Here is a 15,593-nt window from a genome sequence, read left to right as displayed (position 1 = left end):
AAGTGTGGCGCGAGAGTATAGCAGGCAGGCGGTATGCTCAGAGGGCGGAGCACACACCTTGTCGTGGAATCACTACGGATCGAAACCCTAATCGAGCCGGCGCAGGCGAATCAGTTTGCCCTCTGGAGAAAATTCCATTTCGAATGAACCAAACACGCCGGCCGTTGTCAGAAACGGTCGCAGATGATGTGCCGGCAAGCTGACGCTCGTCCCTTCCCGGCTCTTGATCAGGATACGATTGGCGCGCCCTTGATAAACCGCCAGTAGTTTTTCGGCGGGCAGCACGATATCCAGCACGAGGCTTGGCATGGAGGCTCCTCAATGATCAGCACAGCGATTTTGCCATACCGACACCCTTCCTATGGCACGCCGAAGGTGTCAAAAACTGTCACCTATGAACAAAAGCTCGGCAAACACGGTGCACAGCGTCGTCAGCTCTGCCACACTTCAATCGTTGCCCTACGCGTTCATCCACAATGATGAGCTTGCCCGAGCCGATGCCGCCCGTGACCTCCCGAATCGCCAGATTTGCCCAACGCCTTGGATTGGGCGGCAGATCGCCGCGCCAGATTCTTGAGCGCGCCAGTCAGATCCGATTGCCCTTCGCTCCGCTCTCCGAGTCGACGCCAAGCATCTTCTGGCACGACGGGCCCTGCCTGCAGCGATTCGTCGACCTGCCCAGAAGCGCACTTTCCGGTCCGATCCAGGAAGACAAAGCCAGAGCTCGCGTCGCCCTGACCCGGCTGGTGCGCCAGGAGCAGAGCATTCATTCAGCGATCGATCTGCGGCAAATCGACGGCCTCGGAGGCCAGAGCACCGATGGTACTACCTATCCGACATTCGAAGCCTTTGCCGCCACCCAAGCCTGCCGTCAGCTACGCGTGATCAGCTACAACGACTTCGTGCGGACCATCACTGCAGCCCTGCCTGATTTCCAGAGCCAGGCGCCCATCGAGCTTCGCCAAGCCAGTTGGCTCGGCGAGCGCATTTACTGGTCGGGCGAGCACCATGCGGAAGCCTTTGCCTGCGCCATCGCTTATGCCCGACTGCGCGGGCTTGAAGTCAACCTGCCCTGCGAGCTAATCGACTATCGTCTCGACGCAGGCGGGTTGCATGCGCTCGATAATGAATACCACGCCGTAACCATGCCAGCGCAGGCCTGGGATGATCGTGAATTTATGAGCTTATTGCTCGATGCGAAGATTCCTTACGCGCGTCTGACGCTATTGCGCAACACCAACAACTCCGAACTGCTCCTGCTGGACAAGCGGCAGCCCGCTGCCAACGCCCTCGGCGAAGGGCTCAAGTTCGCCGGTGCACCGGACATGGTCCGCTACCTGCACGACCTGCCACAGATCACCCGATTCCGCCTCGGCAACCGGATGGCCTGCGCCGATTGATTTGACCTGCCAGCTCGCATACCAACAGCCAACGGTACGCATGCATGTGCTTTGCCTACGGCATAACCGACAGCTGAATAAAAAACGCCGGTGCAAAAGCACCGGCGTTTTTCACTCCGCAGCCGCCGGAGTAATCCGGCGGCCGATCCCGCACTAACGTCGTGCACTATCCAGCGCCAGGTCCTGGAGTTCACGCCCGGCAACAGCATACATCGCATAGTCGACGCTGCTGGCACCGCGCAACTCGACCAGCATCCGACGCCACCGCTCGACCTGATATTCCCGTTGTTCCAGCCAAAGCTGAACTCGAGCATCCAGATCTTCAGGTGCGTCGCTCATCTGCAGCACCGACACCGTGATGGCACGTTGCTGACTGTCGAGGTCGTCACGGAAACTCTCCCGCGCCAGGGCCTGCCAGTTATTCTCGACCGGAAGTCCAGTGATCAGTTGCAGATACCACGGCAACTCCAGCGCCCCGCCGACGGCGAAATAGGCCGCGGCCACGTCAGCCGGTGGCTGGCCGGTTTCATCGGCCGCTTCGAGAATCGGCAACAGCGTGTACAGGTGATTGGTGCCCGCCACCATTCGCGCCAGCAGCTCCGGAACGCCTGCTTCGGTGTAACGTTCGTAACGGGCCTGCCAGAGGTCCCGCGTACCTCCTTGCAACAATGCATCGAGCTTCAGACCCAGTGCCGCAACACGCGGTCCGAAGTGCCCGACGTCACGCGCCGCGTCCAGCTCGTTGCGACGGTTGCGCAGGAACCAGCGGGTCGCGCGACGACCCAGTCGCATGAGTTCCTCCATGAGGCTGAGCTGAAGTTCGGCTGGCACCTTGTAATCCAGCGCCTCAATCTGACGGAACCAATGTGGCAGATGGAACACGTCGCGAACGATCACATAGGCGCCGGCAACGTTCGCAGCGCTCACGCCGGTAGCTTCTCGGAGCCGTTGAACGAAGGTCAGGCCCATATTGTTGATCAGGTCGTTTGCGATCTGAGTGCTGACGATCTCGCGCTTAAGGCGATGCTGCAACATTGCCTCGCGATATTGCTCGGCCAGCAATTGTGGGAAGGCACTCTCCATGTCCCGTGCAAGGTAGGCATCATCCGGCACACGGGATTGCAACAGCGCTTCCTTCAATTCGATCTTGCTGTACGAGATCAGAACCGATAGCTCTGCGCGCGTCAGGCCTTTGCCCAGATTCGCGCGTTCGGCCAAGGCATCGTCGCTGGGCAGGAACTCCAGGGCACGATCCAGCAGCCCATCGGACTCAAGGGCATTGATCAGGCGCTTGTACTCACCCCCGCCCTCGCGGGCTCGGTGCTCCGCCTGCGACAGCGCCTGGGTCTGCTTGTAGTTGTCATGTAGCACCAGCTCGGCGACCGCGTCGGTCATCTCGAACAGCAGCTGATTGCGCTGCTTGCTCGTCATGTCGCCGGCAGCCACTATCTCGTTGAGCAGGATCTTGATGTTCACTTCATGATCGGAGCAGTTGACCCCACCGGCGTTATCGATGAAGTCGGTGTTTGCCGCGCCACCATGCAGGCAGTATTCGACCCGGCCCAGCTGAGTGATCCCGAGGTTGCCGCCCTCGCCGATTACCTTCGCCCGCACTTCGTTGCCATTGACGCGCAACACGTCGTTGGCTTTGTCCCCCACGTCCGCATGGCTCTCCAGGCTGCTCTTGACGTAGGTACCGATGCCGCCGTTCCAGAGCAGATCTACCGGGGCCTTGAGCAACGCATGAATCAGTTCGGCTGGGGTCAGCTGATCCGCTTCGATATCGAACCTGGCCTTCATCTGCGGCGTGATTTCGATGCGCTTGGCCGAGCGCGAGAAGACCCCGCCACCGGCCGAAATCAACGAGGCATCGTAATCGGCCCAGGACGAACGCGGCAGATCGAATAAACGTTTGCGCTCGATGAAGCTGCGCGCAGCATCCGGATCAGGGTCGATGAAAATGTGCAGGTGGTTGAACGCGGCCACCAGCTGAAGGGTTTCGGACATCAGCAAGCCATTACCGAAGACATCACCAGCCATGTCACCGATGCCGATCACGCTGACAGGATCACGCTGAACGTTCATGCCGCGCTCGCGAAAGTGGCGCTGTACCGAGACCCAGGCACCCTTGGCGGTAATGCCCATCTTCTTATGGTCGTAACCCGCAGAGCCACCGGAGGCAAACGCATCACCCAACCAGAAGTCGTACTCGGCAGCGATGCCGTTGGCGATGTCGGAGAAGGTCGCGGTGCCCTTGTCGGCCGCCACCACGAGGTAGGGATCGTCTTCGTCGTAGCGCAGCACGTTGACCGGTGGAACCACCTGGCCATCCTTCAGGTTATCGGTGATATCCAGCAACCCGCTGATGAAGATCCGGTAGCAGGCGATGCCCTCGGCCAATACCTCATCACGCGAACCGCTGGTCGGGAGCCGACGCGGTACGAAGCCGCCCTTGGCACCGCCGGGTACGATGATGGCGTTTTTGACTTGCTGAGCCTTTACCAGGCCCAGCACTTCGGTGCGGTAATCCTCTTCACGATCAGACCAGCGCAGCCCGCCGCGGGCCACCTTCCCGCCACGCAAATGCACGCCTTCGACCCGAGGTGAGTAGACGAAAATCTCGAACTTCGGTGCCGGGCGCGGCATTTCCGGAATCGAGCGCGGGTCGAGCTTGAAGCTGAAATAACTCTTCGGTTTGCCGCTGGCGTCGGCCTGGTAGAAGTTGGTCCGCAGGGTCGCCTTGATCAGCGCCAGATAGCGCCGCAGGATGCGGTCCTCGTTGAGCACCGCGACATCATCCAGAGCCGCAATGATCGCCTGTTCGAGCCGGGCCTGCTTGTCCGCCAGATCCTCTTCGCCGAGCTTGCGTGCCAGATAGAAGCGCGTCTTGAACAGACGCACCAGCTCGCGAGCGATATCGGTGTGGTTGAGCAGTGCGCTGGCGATGTAGCCGAGATCGAAGCCCACGCGAATCTGCTTGAGATAGCGGCCGTAGGCCCGCAGCAGTGCCACTTCGCGCCAGGTCAGGCCGGCGGTCAGTACCAATCGGTTGAAGCCGTCGTTTTCTGCCTGACCGTTATGGATGTGAATAAACGCATCCTGCAACGGCTCGTTGATTTCCATCAGATCGATTTCGAGGCCTTCTGCATAGGTGAAGGCGAAATCGTGAATCCAGTATTCGCGCCCGTCCTTGCGCCGCAGATGGAATGGGAACTCCCCTAGCACGCGCAGGCCCAGGTTCTCCAGGATGGGCAGCATGTCCGACAAGGGCAGCGGTGTATTCAAGTGATACAGCTTGCAATGCAGGCGATTTTCCGCCGCGGTGATCGGCTGATAGAAACTCATCACCAGCGGCCGCTCTTCGCTCAGGCTGAGCACGTGCTGCATGTCCACTGCCGCCGAATGCGGGGCGAAGCGCTCGCGGTAGCCGGCCGGGAACCGCGCGGGAAATCGGCAAGGATGCCGGTGCCCTGGGCTTCACCGAAACGTTCGATCACAACGCTGGAGTAGTCGTCCTGCCAGGTACGGCAGGCCTGTACGACTTCACGCTCCAGCTGCACGGGATCGAATTGCACCTGCTTGTTCGGATCCAGGCGCAGCAGGAATTGCACGCGGATCAACACGGATTCAGAGAAGTAAGTGGAAAACTCGCAATCGCTGGCTTCCAGGCGATCGACCAGGACCTGCTGGATGCGCAGCCGCGTCTCGGTCGAATAGCTGTCGCGCGGGACGTAGGCCAGGCAATAGCAGAAGCGGCCATAAGGATCGATACGCAGAAACAGCCGCAGCTTGTTGCGCTCCTGGATTTGCACAATGGCGATCGCGGTATCGAAAAGCTGATCGATTGTCATCTGGAACAGCTCGTCGCGCGGCAGCACTTCGAGTACTTGAATCAGTTCCTTGGCCAGGTGCGCCGAGTCTTCGAAATGGGAGCGCTCCACAACCTCCGCTACCTTGCTGCGGATGTACGGGATTCGACGCACGCTCTGGGTGTAGACCGAGGATGTGAACAGACCGAGGAAGCGGCACTCCTTGACCACATGCCCCTGTTCGTCGAACTCCCGGATAGAGACGAAATCGGGATAGGCCGGCCGATGGACCCTACTGGGTGTCGCCGCCTTGGCGAACGACAGCAGCAGTGGCTGGCGCAGATAAGCCAGGGCCGGGGGCATGATCAGCTGATCACTGTCCTCCAGACCTGTGCGCAGCGTGCGTGACAATCCCAGCAGCGACGACTCGTCATAGACGATGCGGCCGCCCTCGCCCCGATCTACCACCGTGAATTCCTCATAGCCAAGGAACGTGAAGTGATCATCGGCAAGCCAGCGCACGAAATCCATGATTTCAGCCAGCTGTCCATCACTGGCTTGGGCGTGCGGCTGCGAAGCGCTCAGCCGGGCATGATGCTCCTCGGCCTTGGCTCTCATGGCGGCGAAATCGTTCACGGTGATGCGTACATCGGCGAGCACGCCCAGCAGCGACTGTTCCACTTCGCGCAAGGCGGCGGCGTTGGCGCAGCGGTCTATCTCGACGAAAATCAGGGACTCGGCGCTGCTACCCCCTGCAGCGTTTCCTTTCGGCAGGAGCTCAATCAGGCTGCCATCAGCATCCCGGCGAACCTGCAGCACGCTGTTCTGCAAGGTGTGAATCGCATAGCCGCGACGGGTCAGCTCCATACGTACCGAATCGACCAGGAACGGCATATCCGGATGCAGCACTTCGACCACGCTATGGGTCGATTGCCAGCCATGCTTTTCATAGTCAGGGTTGAACACATGAACTTCCGGACTGCCCGGATCGAAACGCTCCAGCAGGCGCCAACTGGCCAATGTCGAGCCGACCAGGTCGGTCATGCGTCGCTGGGTAAGCTCGGGTAGCGCGACAATTCCGAAGAATTGCTCGGCGAAAAGTCCCACTTGTGGCAGAAGTTTTTCGTCGACATGCTGCGCCAGGGCCACTTGCAGTTGTTGCTGAAAGTCGGCTTTGCTGGCAGCTGTAAAGAACGCCATTTGTTCGCTCCATTCTGGCTTGGGATTCGACTAGGGCAGTCGGGGGACCTGACCGGCCCCGCAACGTTTAAGTTCAACGTTAGTTCAGCAGGCAGGGATTGCATCAACGCGCCCCTACCTTGTCTGGCGACACCAGCGACTGAGCCGTCACATTTAAATTCTTGCAGGGTGACGACAATGCAATTCACCTTCTCAAAAGAGTCGTCAGCATCCCTTCGGCGTGATGAAGTTGCCGAGCCGCGCATAGCCTGTCGCTCGGCAAATGAATTAAAGTCGTGACCGTCGAGCACCCGCCCAGACACGCCCCTCAGAAGAGCTCAGCGATGGACCACCGTGAAGCAATAGTCGCCTTGCGACAGTTTCTTTCAACCCAGATTCTTGGCCAGGAACGGCTGATCGAGCGACTGCTGATTGCGCTGCTGGCCGATGGTCATTTGCTCGTTGAGGGCGCCCCTGGTCTGGCCAAGACCCGAGCGATCAAGGAGCTGGCCGGTGGCCTCGAGGCCGAGTTCCACCGTATCCAGTTCACCCCGGACCTGCTGCCGGCCGACATTACCGGTACGGAGATCTATCGCCCGGAAACCGGCAGCTTCGTCTTTCAACAGGGCCCCATCTTTCATAACCTGGTGTTAGCCGACGAGATCAACCGCGCGCCGGCGAAGGTACAGTCGGCGTTGCTCGAAGCCATGGCCGAGCGCCAAGTCAGCGTTGGCCGTAGCACCTACGAGCTGTCACCGCTGTTTCTGGTGATGGCCACCCAGAACCCTATCGAGCAAGAAGGCACCTATCCCCTGCCCGAAGCGCAGCTCGATCGCTTCCTGCTGCACGTGAAGTTGGGATTCCCCGATGCCTCCGTGGAGCGGCGCATCCTTCAGCAAGCTCGAGGCGAGGCCATCCACGGCGAGACCCCGCCCGACCATCGCGTATCACAGCAAGCCATCTTCGCTGCGCGCAAGGAAATCCTCGGTCTGTACATGGCCGATGCGGTCGAGGAGTACCTGGTGCAGCTGGTCATGGCAACCCGCGCACCGGCCAAGTTTGATGCCGAGCTGGCCGGCTGGATCGCCTACGGCGCCAGTCCTCGTGGTTCGATCTCGCTGGACCGCTGCGCCCGCGCCCACGCCTGGCTGGCGGGGCGAGATTTCGTGAGTCCGGAGGACATTCAGGCCATGCTGTTCGACGTGCTGCGTCATCGCCTGATTCTTTCGTTCGAAGCGGAAGCCGCTGGCATCGACCAAGACCGCGTGCTGCAACGCATTCTCGACGTGGTGGCGGTGGCCTGATGCAATCCTCCCCAACGGCCGGCGGCCATGCCCCCCCCTTGCCGGGCACGGGGGTCCGCATCAGTCTGGCCGAACTGATCGACATTCGTCATCGAGTCAGAGAGGTGCCCTTGTTTTCAACTCCGCACCGTCGCAGTCCGCTGGTCGGCCTGCATCACTCCAAACTTCGCGGGCGCGGAGTGGACTTCGATCAGGTGCGTATCTATCAGGCGGGCGATGACGTCCGTACCATCGACTGGCGGGTGACGGCGCGTACCCAGGAACCCCATACCAAGCTATTCCACGAGGAGCGTGAGCGGCCTATTTATATCCTCGTGGAGCAGAGCCCGCGGTTGTTCTTCGGCAGCGGGCGGGCGTTCAAATCAGTACTCGCCGCACAGGCTGCCAGCCTGGTCGGTTGGGCCGCGCTGAGTCACAACGACCGGGTCGGCGGCCTGGTCTTCGGCCATGGTGAACATCACGAGGTCAAACCCCGCCGCAGCAAGCAGAGCCTGCTGCAGCTGCTCGATCGCCTGGCGCGCGCCAACGCCGGGCTGAACGCCGATCAGAACGACGATCCGGACACCTTCGGCCTGGCATTGAGACGCGCCCGCGAAGTGCTGCGTCCCGGCAGCCTGGCAATAGTCGTATGCGACGAACGCGCGCTGGGCGACGCGGCCGAACAGCAGCTGACGCTGCTCGCCCGTCATGTCGACCTGTTACTGGTCCCGGTTTTCGACCCCCTCGATCACGCCTTGCCTGCCGCCGGTCTGCTGCGCTTTGCTCAGTTCGGCGCGCGATTGGAGCTGGACAGCCACGATGCGGTCATCCGCCAGGCCTACCGTCTCCAGGGAGAAGCCCGCACCGCTCGGTGGCGGCGGTTGGCCGATCGCCTGCGATTGCCGTTGATGCCACTGGACACCCAGCGGGATCTGGTCGATCAGCTTCGTGAGCACCTCAGCGTGCAGCATCCCGGAGCACACCGTTGAGCGCCCTCGATCAGCTCGACCCCCTGATCGCTCCCGCCCCCATAAGCGGATGGCCGCCAGCGCCCGGCTGGTGGTTCCTGGCTGCGTTGATTCTCAGCGTTTTCCTACTGTTACGCTTGCGTCCCTGGCAGCGGCAGCGCCCCAGAATCGAAACCGAAGTGGCGGTCGATCCTCAACGACAGACCGCGCTGGACGAACTCGCTCAACTGAACAAACCCTACGGGGGGCAACCGGCCAACCAGTGGCTGCAGCAACTCAATGCGGTGCTCAAGCGCCTCTGCCGCACCCGCTATCCAGACGATCATCCGCACACGCTCAGCGGCCGTGCCTGGCTGGCGTTTCTCGACAACCGCTGTCCAGCAGCCGGCCTGACGCGCTGGATGGTGCTTGTCGAAGGGGGCTACCGCGCCGAATGCCGGCTGGATGACAAGGCCATCCAGGGCCTCGAACAAGCCGTCCAGATCTGGATTCGCAAGCATGTTTGAGCTGGCCTGGCCGTGGATCTTCCTGCTGTTGCCGCTGCCCTGGGTATTGCGCTGGCTATTGCCGGCTGCGGACAGCGGTGACGCGGCCTTGAAGATCAGCTTTCTTGCCGAACTGGAGTCACTAGCCGGGCGCCGCGCCGCTGTTGCCCTGCCCGCGTGGCGCCAGCAGCTTCCGTATCTGGTGGTCTGGCTTCTGCTGCTATTCGCTGCCGCCCGGCCACAATGGCTCGGCGAGCCCCTGCCGCTGCCCACCAGTGGTCGCGACCTGCTGTTGGCGGTGGATGTGTCCGGATCGATGGACTACCCGGACATGCAATGGCAGGGCAGCGAAGTCAGTCGCCTGGAGCTGGTCAAGCATCTGCTTGGAGACTTCATCCTGGAGCGCCGAGGCGACCGCGTCGGGTTGATCCTGTTTGGCAGCAAGGCCTACCTGCAGGCACCGCTGACGTTCGATCGGCAGTCCGTGCGCACCTGGCTCGACGAGGCTGTCATCGGCATCGCTGGCGGCAATACGGCTATCGGCGACGCCATCGGATTGGCAGTGAAGCGTCTGCGCGAAAGACCCGCAGAAAGCCGGGTGCTGGTGCTGATCACTGACGGCGCCAACAATGGCGGTGAGATCGATCCGCTGCTGGCCGCGCGCCTGGCGGCGAGAGAACGCATAAAGATACATACGATCGGCATTGGCGCCGATGCCGAAGCGGGCGGCATTCTCCAGCGCTTTGGCTTTAACGCCGCCGCGGAGCTGGACGAGCCAACCCTGCGAGCGATCGCCGAGCAAACCGGCGGTGAGTATTTCAGAGCCCGCTCGAGCAACGAGCTGAAGGCCATTGGCGCCACGCTCGATCAACTCGAGCCCGCTGCACAGCAACCGACGCAGGCCCGTGTTGCCGATGCGCTTTATGTCTGGCCGCTATCGGCCGCATTGCTGATCAGCCTGATGCTGGTCGCAAACAGTCTCTGGCATTCCGCGCTGCAACGCCTCGTATGGCGCCGGAAACAGCCATGATCGAGCTGCTGCCTCACCTGCTCAGGCCGTACTGGCTGCTGATCATGCCGCTGCCGATCTGGCTGTTGTGGCGGCTCTGGCAGCGGCAGCGGCAGATCGGCCGCTGGCAGCGCCTGTTACCCGAGGCTTTCCATGCTGCATTGCTGACCCGCGGCAAATTGCGCAACAGTAGACGCCCCTGGCTGGTACTTGGCTCAGCCTGGCTGCTCGCCTGCCTGGCGCTGCTGGGACCGAGCTGGCAGCACGCCGAACAACCGAGCCTGTCACGTGCCGACCCGCTGGTGGTACTGCTGGACACAACGACCAGCATGCTGGCCACCGATGTCCGCCCCAATCGCCTGGAGCAGGCCAAACACAAGGTTCTCGATCTGCTGCAAGCCCGTCAGGACGCCCAAACGGCAGTCGTGGCGTTCGCCGGTAGCGCTCATACCCTGGTGCCGCTATCAAACGATATCGCCACGACGCAGAACCTGCTGGACGTGCTTCAGCCTGACCTGATGCCCGAACCGGGACACCGAGCGGACCTGGCTGTGGCGCACGGCATCGAGCTGCTTGAACGAGGCGCGAACGGACGCGGCCGGTTACTCCTGATCGGCAGCAGCCTGAGCGAACAGGAGCGCACCGCGATTCGCACGCTTTTCGACGATAGCCCCATGCAATTACTGATACTCGGCATAGGCACCGAACAAGGCGCGCCAATCGCCCAGGAGGATGGCCGCTTTCTGAAGGACGATAAGGGCGCCATCTTGATACCGAGATTGGATGACGGCGCTTTGCGTCGTTTTGCCACCGAGGTTGGCGGGCGCTATCAGCAGGCGCGACTCGATGACGCGGATTTCGATGCGCTGGGGCTGTTGGCACGCAACGGCGAATTGGTATCCAAGGACGACATTACCCGACTCAACGCCTGGCTGGATCAGGGGCACTGGCTGTTGTTACCGCTGCTGGTGCTCGCCGCGTGCGCCGGGCGCCGTGGCTGGCTATTCTGCCTGCCGCTCATTGTCCTCATGCCGCAGCCAGCCAGCGCGCTGAGCATGCAGGATCTATGGTTACGTCCGGATCAACAGGGCATGCGCCTGCTGGAATCCCAGCGCCCGGCCGAAGCGGCGGCACGTTTCGACAATCCGCAGTGGCAAGGCTACGCCCGTTACCAAGCCGGTGATTATGCTGGCGCCGCTGAGGAGTTCGCCAAAGGTGATACCGCGGCGGACCATTACAATCGCGGCAACGCACTGGCCCGCAAGCAGGAATTGGAAGCGGCCATCGAAGCCTATGATCAGGCCCTGGAGATAGACCCGGAGCTGGAGTCGGCCCGTCGCAACAAGGCCATCGTCGAGGATATCCTGCGCCAGCAAAAGGCGCAGCATGAGCAGAGCACGGACAACCAGCCCTCGCAGGACTCGCCACCCGATGCCGGGCGAACCGGGCAGAGCCCCCCCACCGGAGGCTCAGCGATTACCCAGCCACAAACAGCCGAGCCATCCGAGCACGATGAGCCCGGCCAGAGCAATGAAGGCACCAGCAAGGCAACGGCCGAAACGCCGCCCGATTCGGGTGAGCAGAACGAGACCGGCGAGACCCTTGCCCAGGCGGGCGAAGCGGCGTCCGATCCCGAGCAGGACCAGGCAATGAATCAGTGGCTACGCAAGATTCCCGACAATCCCGGCGAGCTGCTGCGCCGAAAGTTTCTCTATGAACAACGCAAGCGCCAGGAATGAATCGATGACGCGGCTAACAACACTGGTGTTCCTGCTCATGCTCGCTTACCAGACGAGCGCCGCGCCACTTATCGCCAGGGTCGACCGCACCCAACTGAGCCTGGACGAAACCGTCGAGCTGACGCTTGAGGTCGGTGGCACCACGGTGTTCGGCAAACCGGACCTGCAGCCGCTCGATAGCCTCTTCAAGGTATTCGGCACCCGCCAGCTCAGCCAGCTCTCGGGCAGCAATGGCGAGGCGCGGGCTATTACCAAATGGCTGATCACCCTTCAGCCTCGACAGACCGGTTACGTGATCATCCCACCGCTGCAGCTGGGCGACTGGCGTAGCGAACCCATCACCCTCAACGTCAGTGAATCCAGCGCCGAGGACGGCGACAAGCTGGCCCCGATATTCATCGACTCCAGCCTCGATCAGGACAACGTCTATGTTCAGGCACAAGTGGTCCTGACCCTGCGCATCTACCATTCCGTTTCGCTCTACGATGACAGCACGCTCTCGCCGTTACAGATGAGCGACGCGCTGGTCGAACGCCTCGGAGAACCGCGCACCTATGAAAAAGACATCAACGGCATTCGCCATGGTGTGATCGAGATCCGCTATGCGCTGTTTCCCCAGCAGAGCGGAGCGCTGACCATTCCCGCGCAGCTATTCAGCGCGACCACGGTTGCCGCCACCGGTGACTACTATGGCTCTCGCTTCGGTAAATCCACCCAGGTCAAATCTCCCGAGATCCCGCTGCAAGTCAAACCGAAGCCGGCCGATTACCCCGCTGATGCCCCCTGGCTTCCGGCGACCAGCCTGACATTGGTCGAAGCCTGGAGCCCGCAGCCGCAAGAGGCGCAGCTGGGTGAGGCGCTGACACGCAGCCTGCTGGTGAAGGCCGACGGTCTGTCCAGCGCCCAATTGCCACCGATCGAGACGCCGTCTGTGCCCGGCCTGCGTCGCTATCCTGATCAACCGAGTCTGAACGATGCGGTCACCGACGACGGGGTCAGCGGCAGCCGTGAGCAACGCGCGGCACTGGTGGCGACGCGAGCCGGCGACTTCGTGCTTCCTGCCGTGGAACTGGTCTGGTGGAACACAACCGAGGACCGGCTGGAGCGCACCACGCTGCCCGAACGACCACTTCAAGTGGCGGAAAACCCCGAACTGCAGCAACCCTCAATCGAAAATTCCGCTGCCGCTCAGCCGCAGCTCCAGGCACAAACGTTGTGGGCATGGCAGCTAAGCAGCGCTGTACTGGCTCTGACCACACTGCTCGGCTTCGGCCTGTGGCTACGCGCACGCAGCCAGCCGGCGGTAATCCGCACGGTACAGAGCGGCCCCACCCCGCGCAGCCTGCTCGATGACCTGAAACGCGCCTGCCTGGCCAACGACACCCAGGCGACCCGCCACGCGCTCGATGCCTGGGCACGTCAGCAACCGGAAACGTTGGCGGACATGGCCGCACGCTTCATCCCGCTGTCCGACGCCCTCGACGGCCTGAATGGTGCGCTCTACAGCGAGACCGGCCAGCGTTGGCAAGGCGAAGCGCTATGGCAGGCCATCCAGAACCTGCCGACCGCACACGCAGCAACCACCGAACAGGAAACAGGCGCCCTGCCGCCGCTGTACCCGCGCTGAAGCGCACAGGCTATCTCGCAGGCGACAAGAACCTCGCCGGCCGACTTGAGTGAATCACGGCCAGCACCTGGATGCTGATGGGCTAGCACGCTCGCCTTTGGCATATGGCTTGCTTTGCAGACCATATGATTTCCCAGTGCGCTCGCCGCCGCTCCCGGCAGTGGTAGCGCCCCCGCCAAAGGCTCTAGTCCGCATGATTCATCCCAGTACCCTACTACGTTCCGACTCGCTGGCCTGGGTCGCAGGCAGCGATGCACCGGAAAAACACGTGGTCAACCTTGGCTTCATGGCCCTGACCGATGCCGCTTCACTGATCGTCGCCGCCACCCAGGGCTTTGCTCAGCCCTATGGCCTGACACTCAATCTGCAGCGGCAGACGTCCTGGTCCAGCCTGCGTGACAAGCTGATCGAAGGTGAGCTGGATGCAGCCCACGCGTTGTACGGATTGGTTTATGCGGTGCATCTGGGTATCGGCGGCGGTGCACCGGTAGACATGGCGGTGCTTATGGGGCTGGCCCAGAACGGTCAGAGCATCAGCCTGTCCTGCTCGCTCAAGGCTGCTGGGGTGACCGATCCGGAGGCACTCAGCAGCTGTGTGCGCCAAAGCGGTGCGAAGTTGGTTCTGGCGCAGACGTTTCCCACAGGTACGCATGCGCTCTGGCTCTACTACTGGCTGGCGGCCCATGGTATCCACCCGCTGAGCGACGTGCGTACGCTTGTAGTGCCACCCTCGCAAATGGTCGGGCATCTGCGGGCACGACGCATCGACGGCTTTTGTGCCGGCGAACCTTGGGGCGCCCAGGCGATCCAGGAGGACAAGGCATTCACACTCGCCACCAGCCAGTCGATCTGGCCCGACCACCCGGAAAAGGTGCTGGGTTGTACTCGGGCCTTTGTCGAGGAGTATCCCAACACCGCCCGCGCGCTGGTCATGGCCATCCTCGAGGCAAGCCGCTTCATCGATGAAAGCCAGGAAAACCGCCGCAGCACTGCGCGCCTGATCGCCGGCAGCGACTATGTCGACGCGCCGATGGCGGCCATCGAGCCGCGTTTCCTCGGCCAGTATGAAGATGGACTGGGCCATGCTTGGCAGGACGACCACCCACTACGCTTTTTCGGTAATGGCGAGGCCAACGTGCCCTACCATTCCGACGGTGTCTGGTTCATGACGCAGCTGCGCCGCTGGGGCATGCTGCGTGAGGATCCGGATTACCTCGCCGTAGCGCAGACCGTGCAACAGAGCAGCCTTTATCGCGACGCGGCAACGGCCTTGAACATCCCCGTGCCCGACTCGTCCATGCGCAGCACCGTGTTGATGGATGGAAGCCATTGGGACGGCAGCGACCCGGCTGGATATGCACGCAGCTTCGCCTTGCATGCTCTGACTGATACCGCCACGTTCGGCATTCTTTGACAAGGGAGACAGCCATGCTTCGCGTTCTCCTGATCGACGATACCCCACGCAAAGTCGGCCGCCTGCGCGCTGCCCTGATCGAAGTTGGTTTCGAGGTGATAGAAGAATCCGGCCTGACTATCGACCTGCCTGAGCGCGTCGAGTCCATACGCCCCGATGTGGTGCTGATCGACACCGACTCCCCCGGCCGAGACGTGATGGAACAGGTGGTGATGGTCAGCCGCGATCAGCCGCGTCCCATCGTCATGTTTACCGACGACAACAACCCCAGCGCCATGCGTCAGGCGATCCGCGCCGGTGTCAGCGCCTACATCGTCGAAGGTATCCAGGCCCAACGCCTGAAGCCCATCCTCGACGTGGCCATGGCCCGCTTCGAAAGCGACCAGGCGATTCGTGCGCAACTGCACGCACGCGACCAACAACTGGCGGAACGCAAGCGCATCGAACTGGCCAAGGGCATGTTGATGAAGATGCGCAGCTGCAATGAGGAAGAGGCCTACACCCTCATGCGTCGCCAGGCCATGAGCCGCCAGCAGAAGCTGATCCAGGTCGCCGAGCAGATCATCGCCATGAACGACTTGCTGGGTCAGTAATCCGCAGCGCCTAACCCCGCCCCACATATCGAGGTGGGGCGATTGCGGCCCGGCGCGCATCGCCCCTTCATCAGCCCTCTTCGCCAT

At 62.0% G+C, this 15,593-nt stretch carries 10 protein-coding genes and 1 pseudogene; 9 read left to right on the top strand and 2 right to left on the bottom strand.

Features of this window, described 5'->3' with window-relative positions:
* Window positions 1–87: 87 nt before the first annotated feature.
* Window positions 88–309 carry a DUF2835 domain-containing protein gene (locus DQ405_RS14070; protein ID WP_168424801.1) on the bottom strand — a complete coding sequence of 74 codons (222 nt, stop codon included), beginning with the start codon at window positions 307–309 and terminating at the stop codon, window positions 88–90.
* Between the two features lie 167 nt (window positions 310–476).
* Between DQ405_RS14070 and DQ405_RS14065 the strand changes: the two genes are divergently transcribed.
* The gene (locus DQ405_RS14065) at window positions 477–1,400 is read left to right on the top strand and encodes a DUF6685 family protein (RefSeq protein WP_168424800.1); all 924 of its coding nucleotides are present in this window, start codon (window positions 477–479) and stop codon (window positions 1,398–1,400) included.
* A 153-nt stretch (window positions 1,401–1,553) separates the two neighbouring features.
* Here DQ405_RS14065 and DQ405_RS14060 read toward each other — a convergent pair.
* Window positions 1,554–6,409: pseudogene (locus DQ405_RS14060) on the bottom strand (NAD-glutamate dehydrogenase).
* Between the two features lie 323 nt (window positions 6,410–6,732).
* Here DQ405_RS14060 and DQ405_RS14055 point away from each other — a divergent pair.
* The 8 genes from DQ405_RS14055 to DQ405_RS14020 all read left to right on the top strand — a co-directional run bounded on the left by DQ405_RS14055 (window position 6,733) and on the right by DQ405_RS14020 (window position 15,506).
* Window positions 6,733–7,692, top strand: a complete 960-nt coding sequence (locus DQ405_RS14055; protein ID WP_168424799.1) for an AAA family ATPase — start codon at window positions 6,733–6,735, stop codon at window positions 7,690–7,692.
* Window positions 7,692–8,660 (top strand): DUF58 domain-containing protein, encoded by a 969-nt coding sequence (locus tag DQ405_RS14050; protein ID WP_168424798.1) that lies wholly within the window; start codon window positions 7,692–7,694, stop codon window positions 8,658–8,660. The genes DQ405_RS14055 and DQ405_RS14050 overlap by 1 nt, the downstream gene beginning before the upstream one ends.
* The gene (locus tag DQ405_RS14045) at window positions 8,657–9,145 is read left to right on the top strand and encodes a DUF4381 domain-containing protein (RefSeq protein ID WP_168424797.1); all 489 of its coding nucleotides are present in this window, start codon (window positions 8,657–8,659) and stop codon (window positions 9,143–9,145) included. The genes DQ405_RS14050 and DQ405_RS14045 overlap by 4 nt, the downstream gene beginning before the upstream one ends.
* On the top strand, window positions 9,138–10,154 hold the full coding sequence (locus tag DQ405_RS14040) for a vWA domain-containing protein (RefSeq protein WP_168424796.1): 1,017 nt from the start codon (window positions 9,138–9,140) through the stop codon (window positions 10,152–10,154). The genes DQ405_RS14045 and DQ405_RS14040 overlap by 8 nt, the downstream gene beginning before the upstream one ends.
* A complete protein-coding gene (locus DQ405_RS14035) occupies window positions 10,151–11,872 on the top strand; it encodes a VWA domain-containing protein (protein ID WP_168424795.1) in 1,722 nt (573 codons plus the stop codon). Before DQ405_RS14040 ends, DQ405_RS14035 begins: the two co-directional genes overlap by 4 nt.
* 4 nt (window positions 11,873–11,876) lie before the next feature.
* Complete coding sequence (locus DQ405_RS14030; protein WP_168424794.1) at window positions 11,877–13,499, top strand: BatD family protein; 1,623 nt, start codon at window positions 11,877–11,879, stop codon at window positions 13,497–13,499.
* Window positions 13,500–13,692: 193 nt separating this feature from the next.
* Window positions 13,693–14,913, top strand: a complete 1,221-nt coding sequence (locus DQ405_RS14025) for a CmpA/NrtA family ABC transporter substrate-binding protein (protein WP_168424793.1) — start codon at window positions 13,693–13,695, stop codon at window positions 14,911–14,913.
* A 14-nt stretch (window positions 14,914–14,927) separates the two neighbouring features.
* Window positions 14,928–15,506: an ANTAR domain-containing response regulator gene (locus DQ405_RS14020; RefSeq protein WP_168424792.1), complete on the top strand. Its 579-nt coding sequence runs from the start codon at window positions 14,928–14,930 to the stop codon at window positions 15,504–15,506.
* Window positions 15,507–15,593 lie beyond the last annotated feature (87 nt).

This window comes from Pseudomonas sp. SST3 (assembly GCF_003325755.1).
The sequence above is the reverse complement of the archived record's forward strand: the minus strand, read 5'-3'. Positions and strand labels throughout refer to the sequence as shown.

Bases quoted from the DNA above. Each gene is read 5' to 3' on its own strand.
- DQ405_RS14070 (WP_168424801.1), bottom strand. From the start codon at position 309: ATGCCAAGCCTCGTGCTGGATATCGTGCTGCCCGCCGAAAAACTACTG.
- DQ405_RS14065 (WP_168424800.1), top strand. From the start codon at position 477: ATGATGAGCTTGCCCGAGCCGATGCCGCCCGTGACCTCCCGAATCGCC.
- DQ405_RS14055 (WP_168424799.1), top strand. From the start codon at position 6,733: ATGGACCACCGTGAAGCAATAGTCGCCTTGCGACAGTTTCTTTCAACC.
- DQ405_RS14050 (WP_168424798.1), top strand. From the start codon at position 7,692: ATGCAATCCTCCCCAACGGCCGGCGGCCATGCCCCCCCCTTGCCGGGC.
- DQ405_RS14040 (WP_168424796.1), top strand. From the start codon at position 9,138: ATGTTTGAGCTGGCCTGGCCGTGGATCTTCCTGCTGTTGCCGCTGCCC.
- DQ405_RS14035 (WP_168424795.1), top strand. From the start codon at position 10,151: ATGATCGAGCTGCTGCCTCACCTGCTCAGGCCGTACTGGCTGCTGATC.
- DQ405_RS14030 (WP_168424794.1), top strand. From the start codon at position 11,877: ATGACGCGGCTAACAACACTGGTGTTCCTGCTCATGCTCGCTTACCAG.
- DQ405_RS14025 (WP_168424793.1), top strand. From the start codon at position 13,693: ATGATTCATCCCAGTACCCTACTACGTTCCGACTCGCTGGCCTGGGTC.
- DQ405_RS14020 (WP_168424792.1), top strand. From the start codon at position 14,928: ATGCTTCGCGTTCTCCTGATCGACGATACCCCACGCAAAGTCGGCCGC.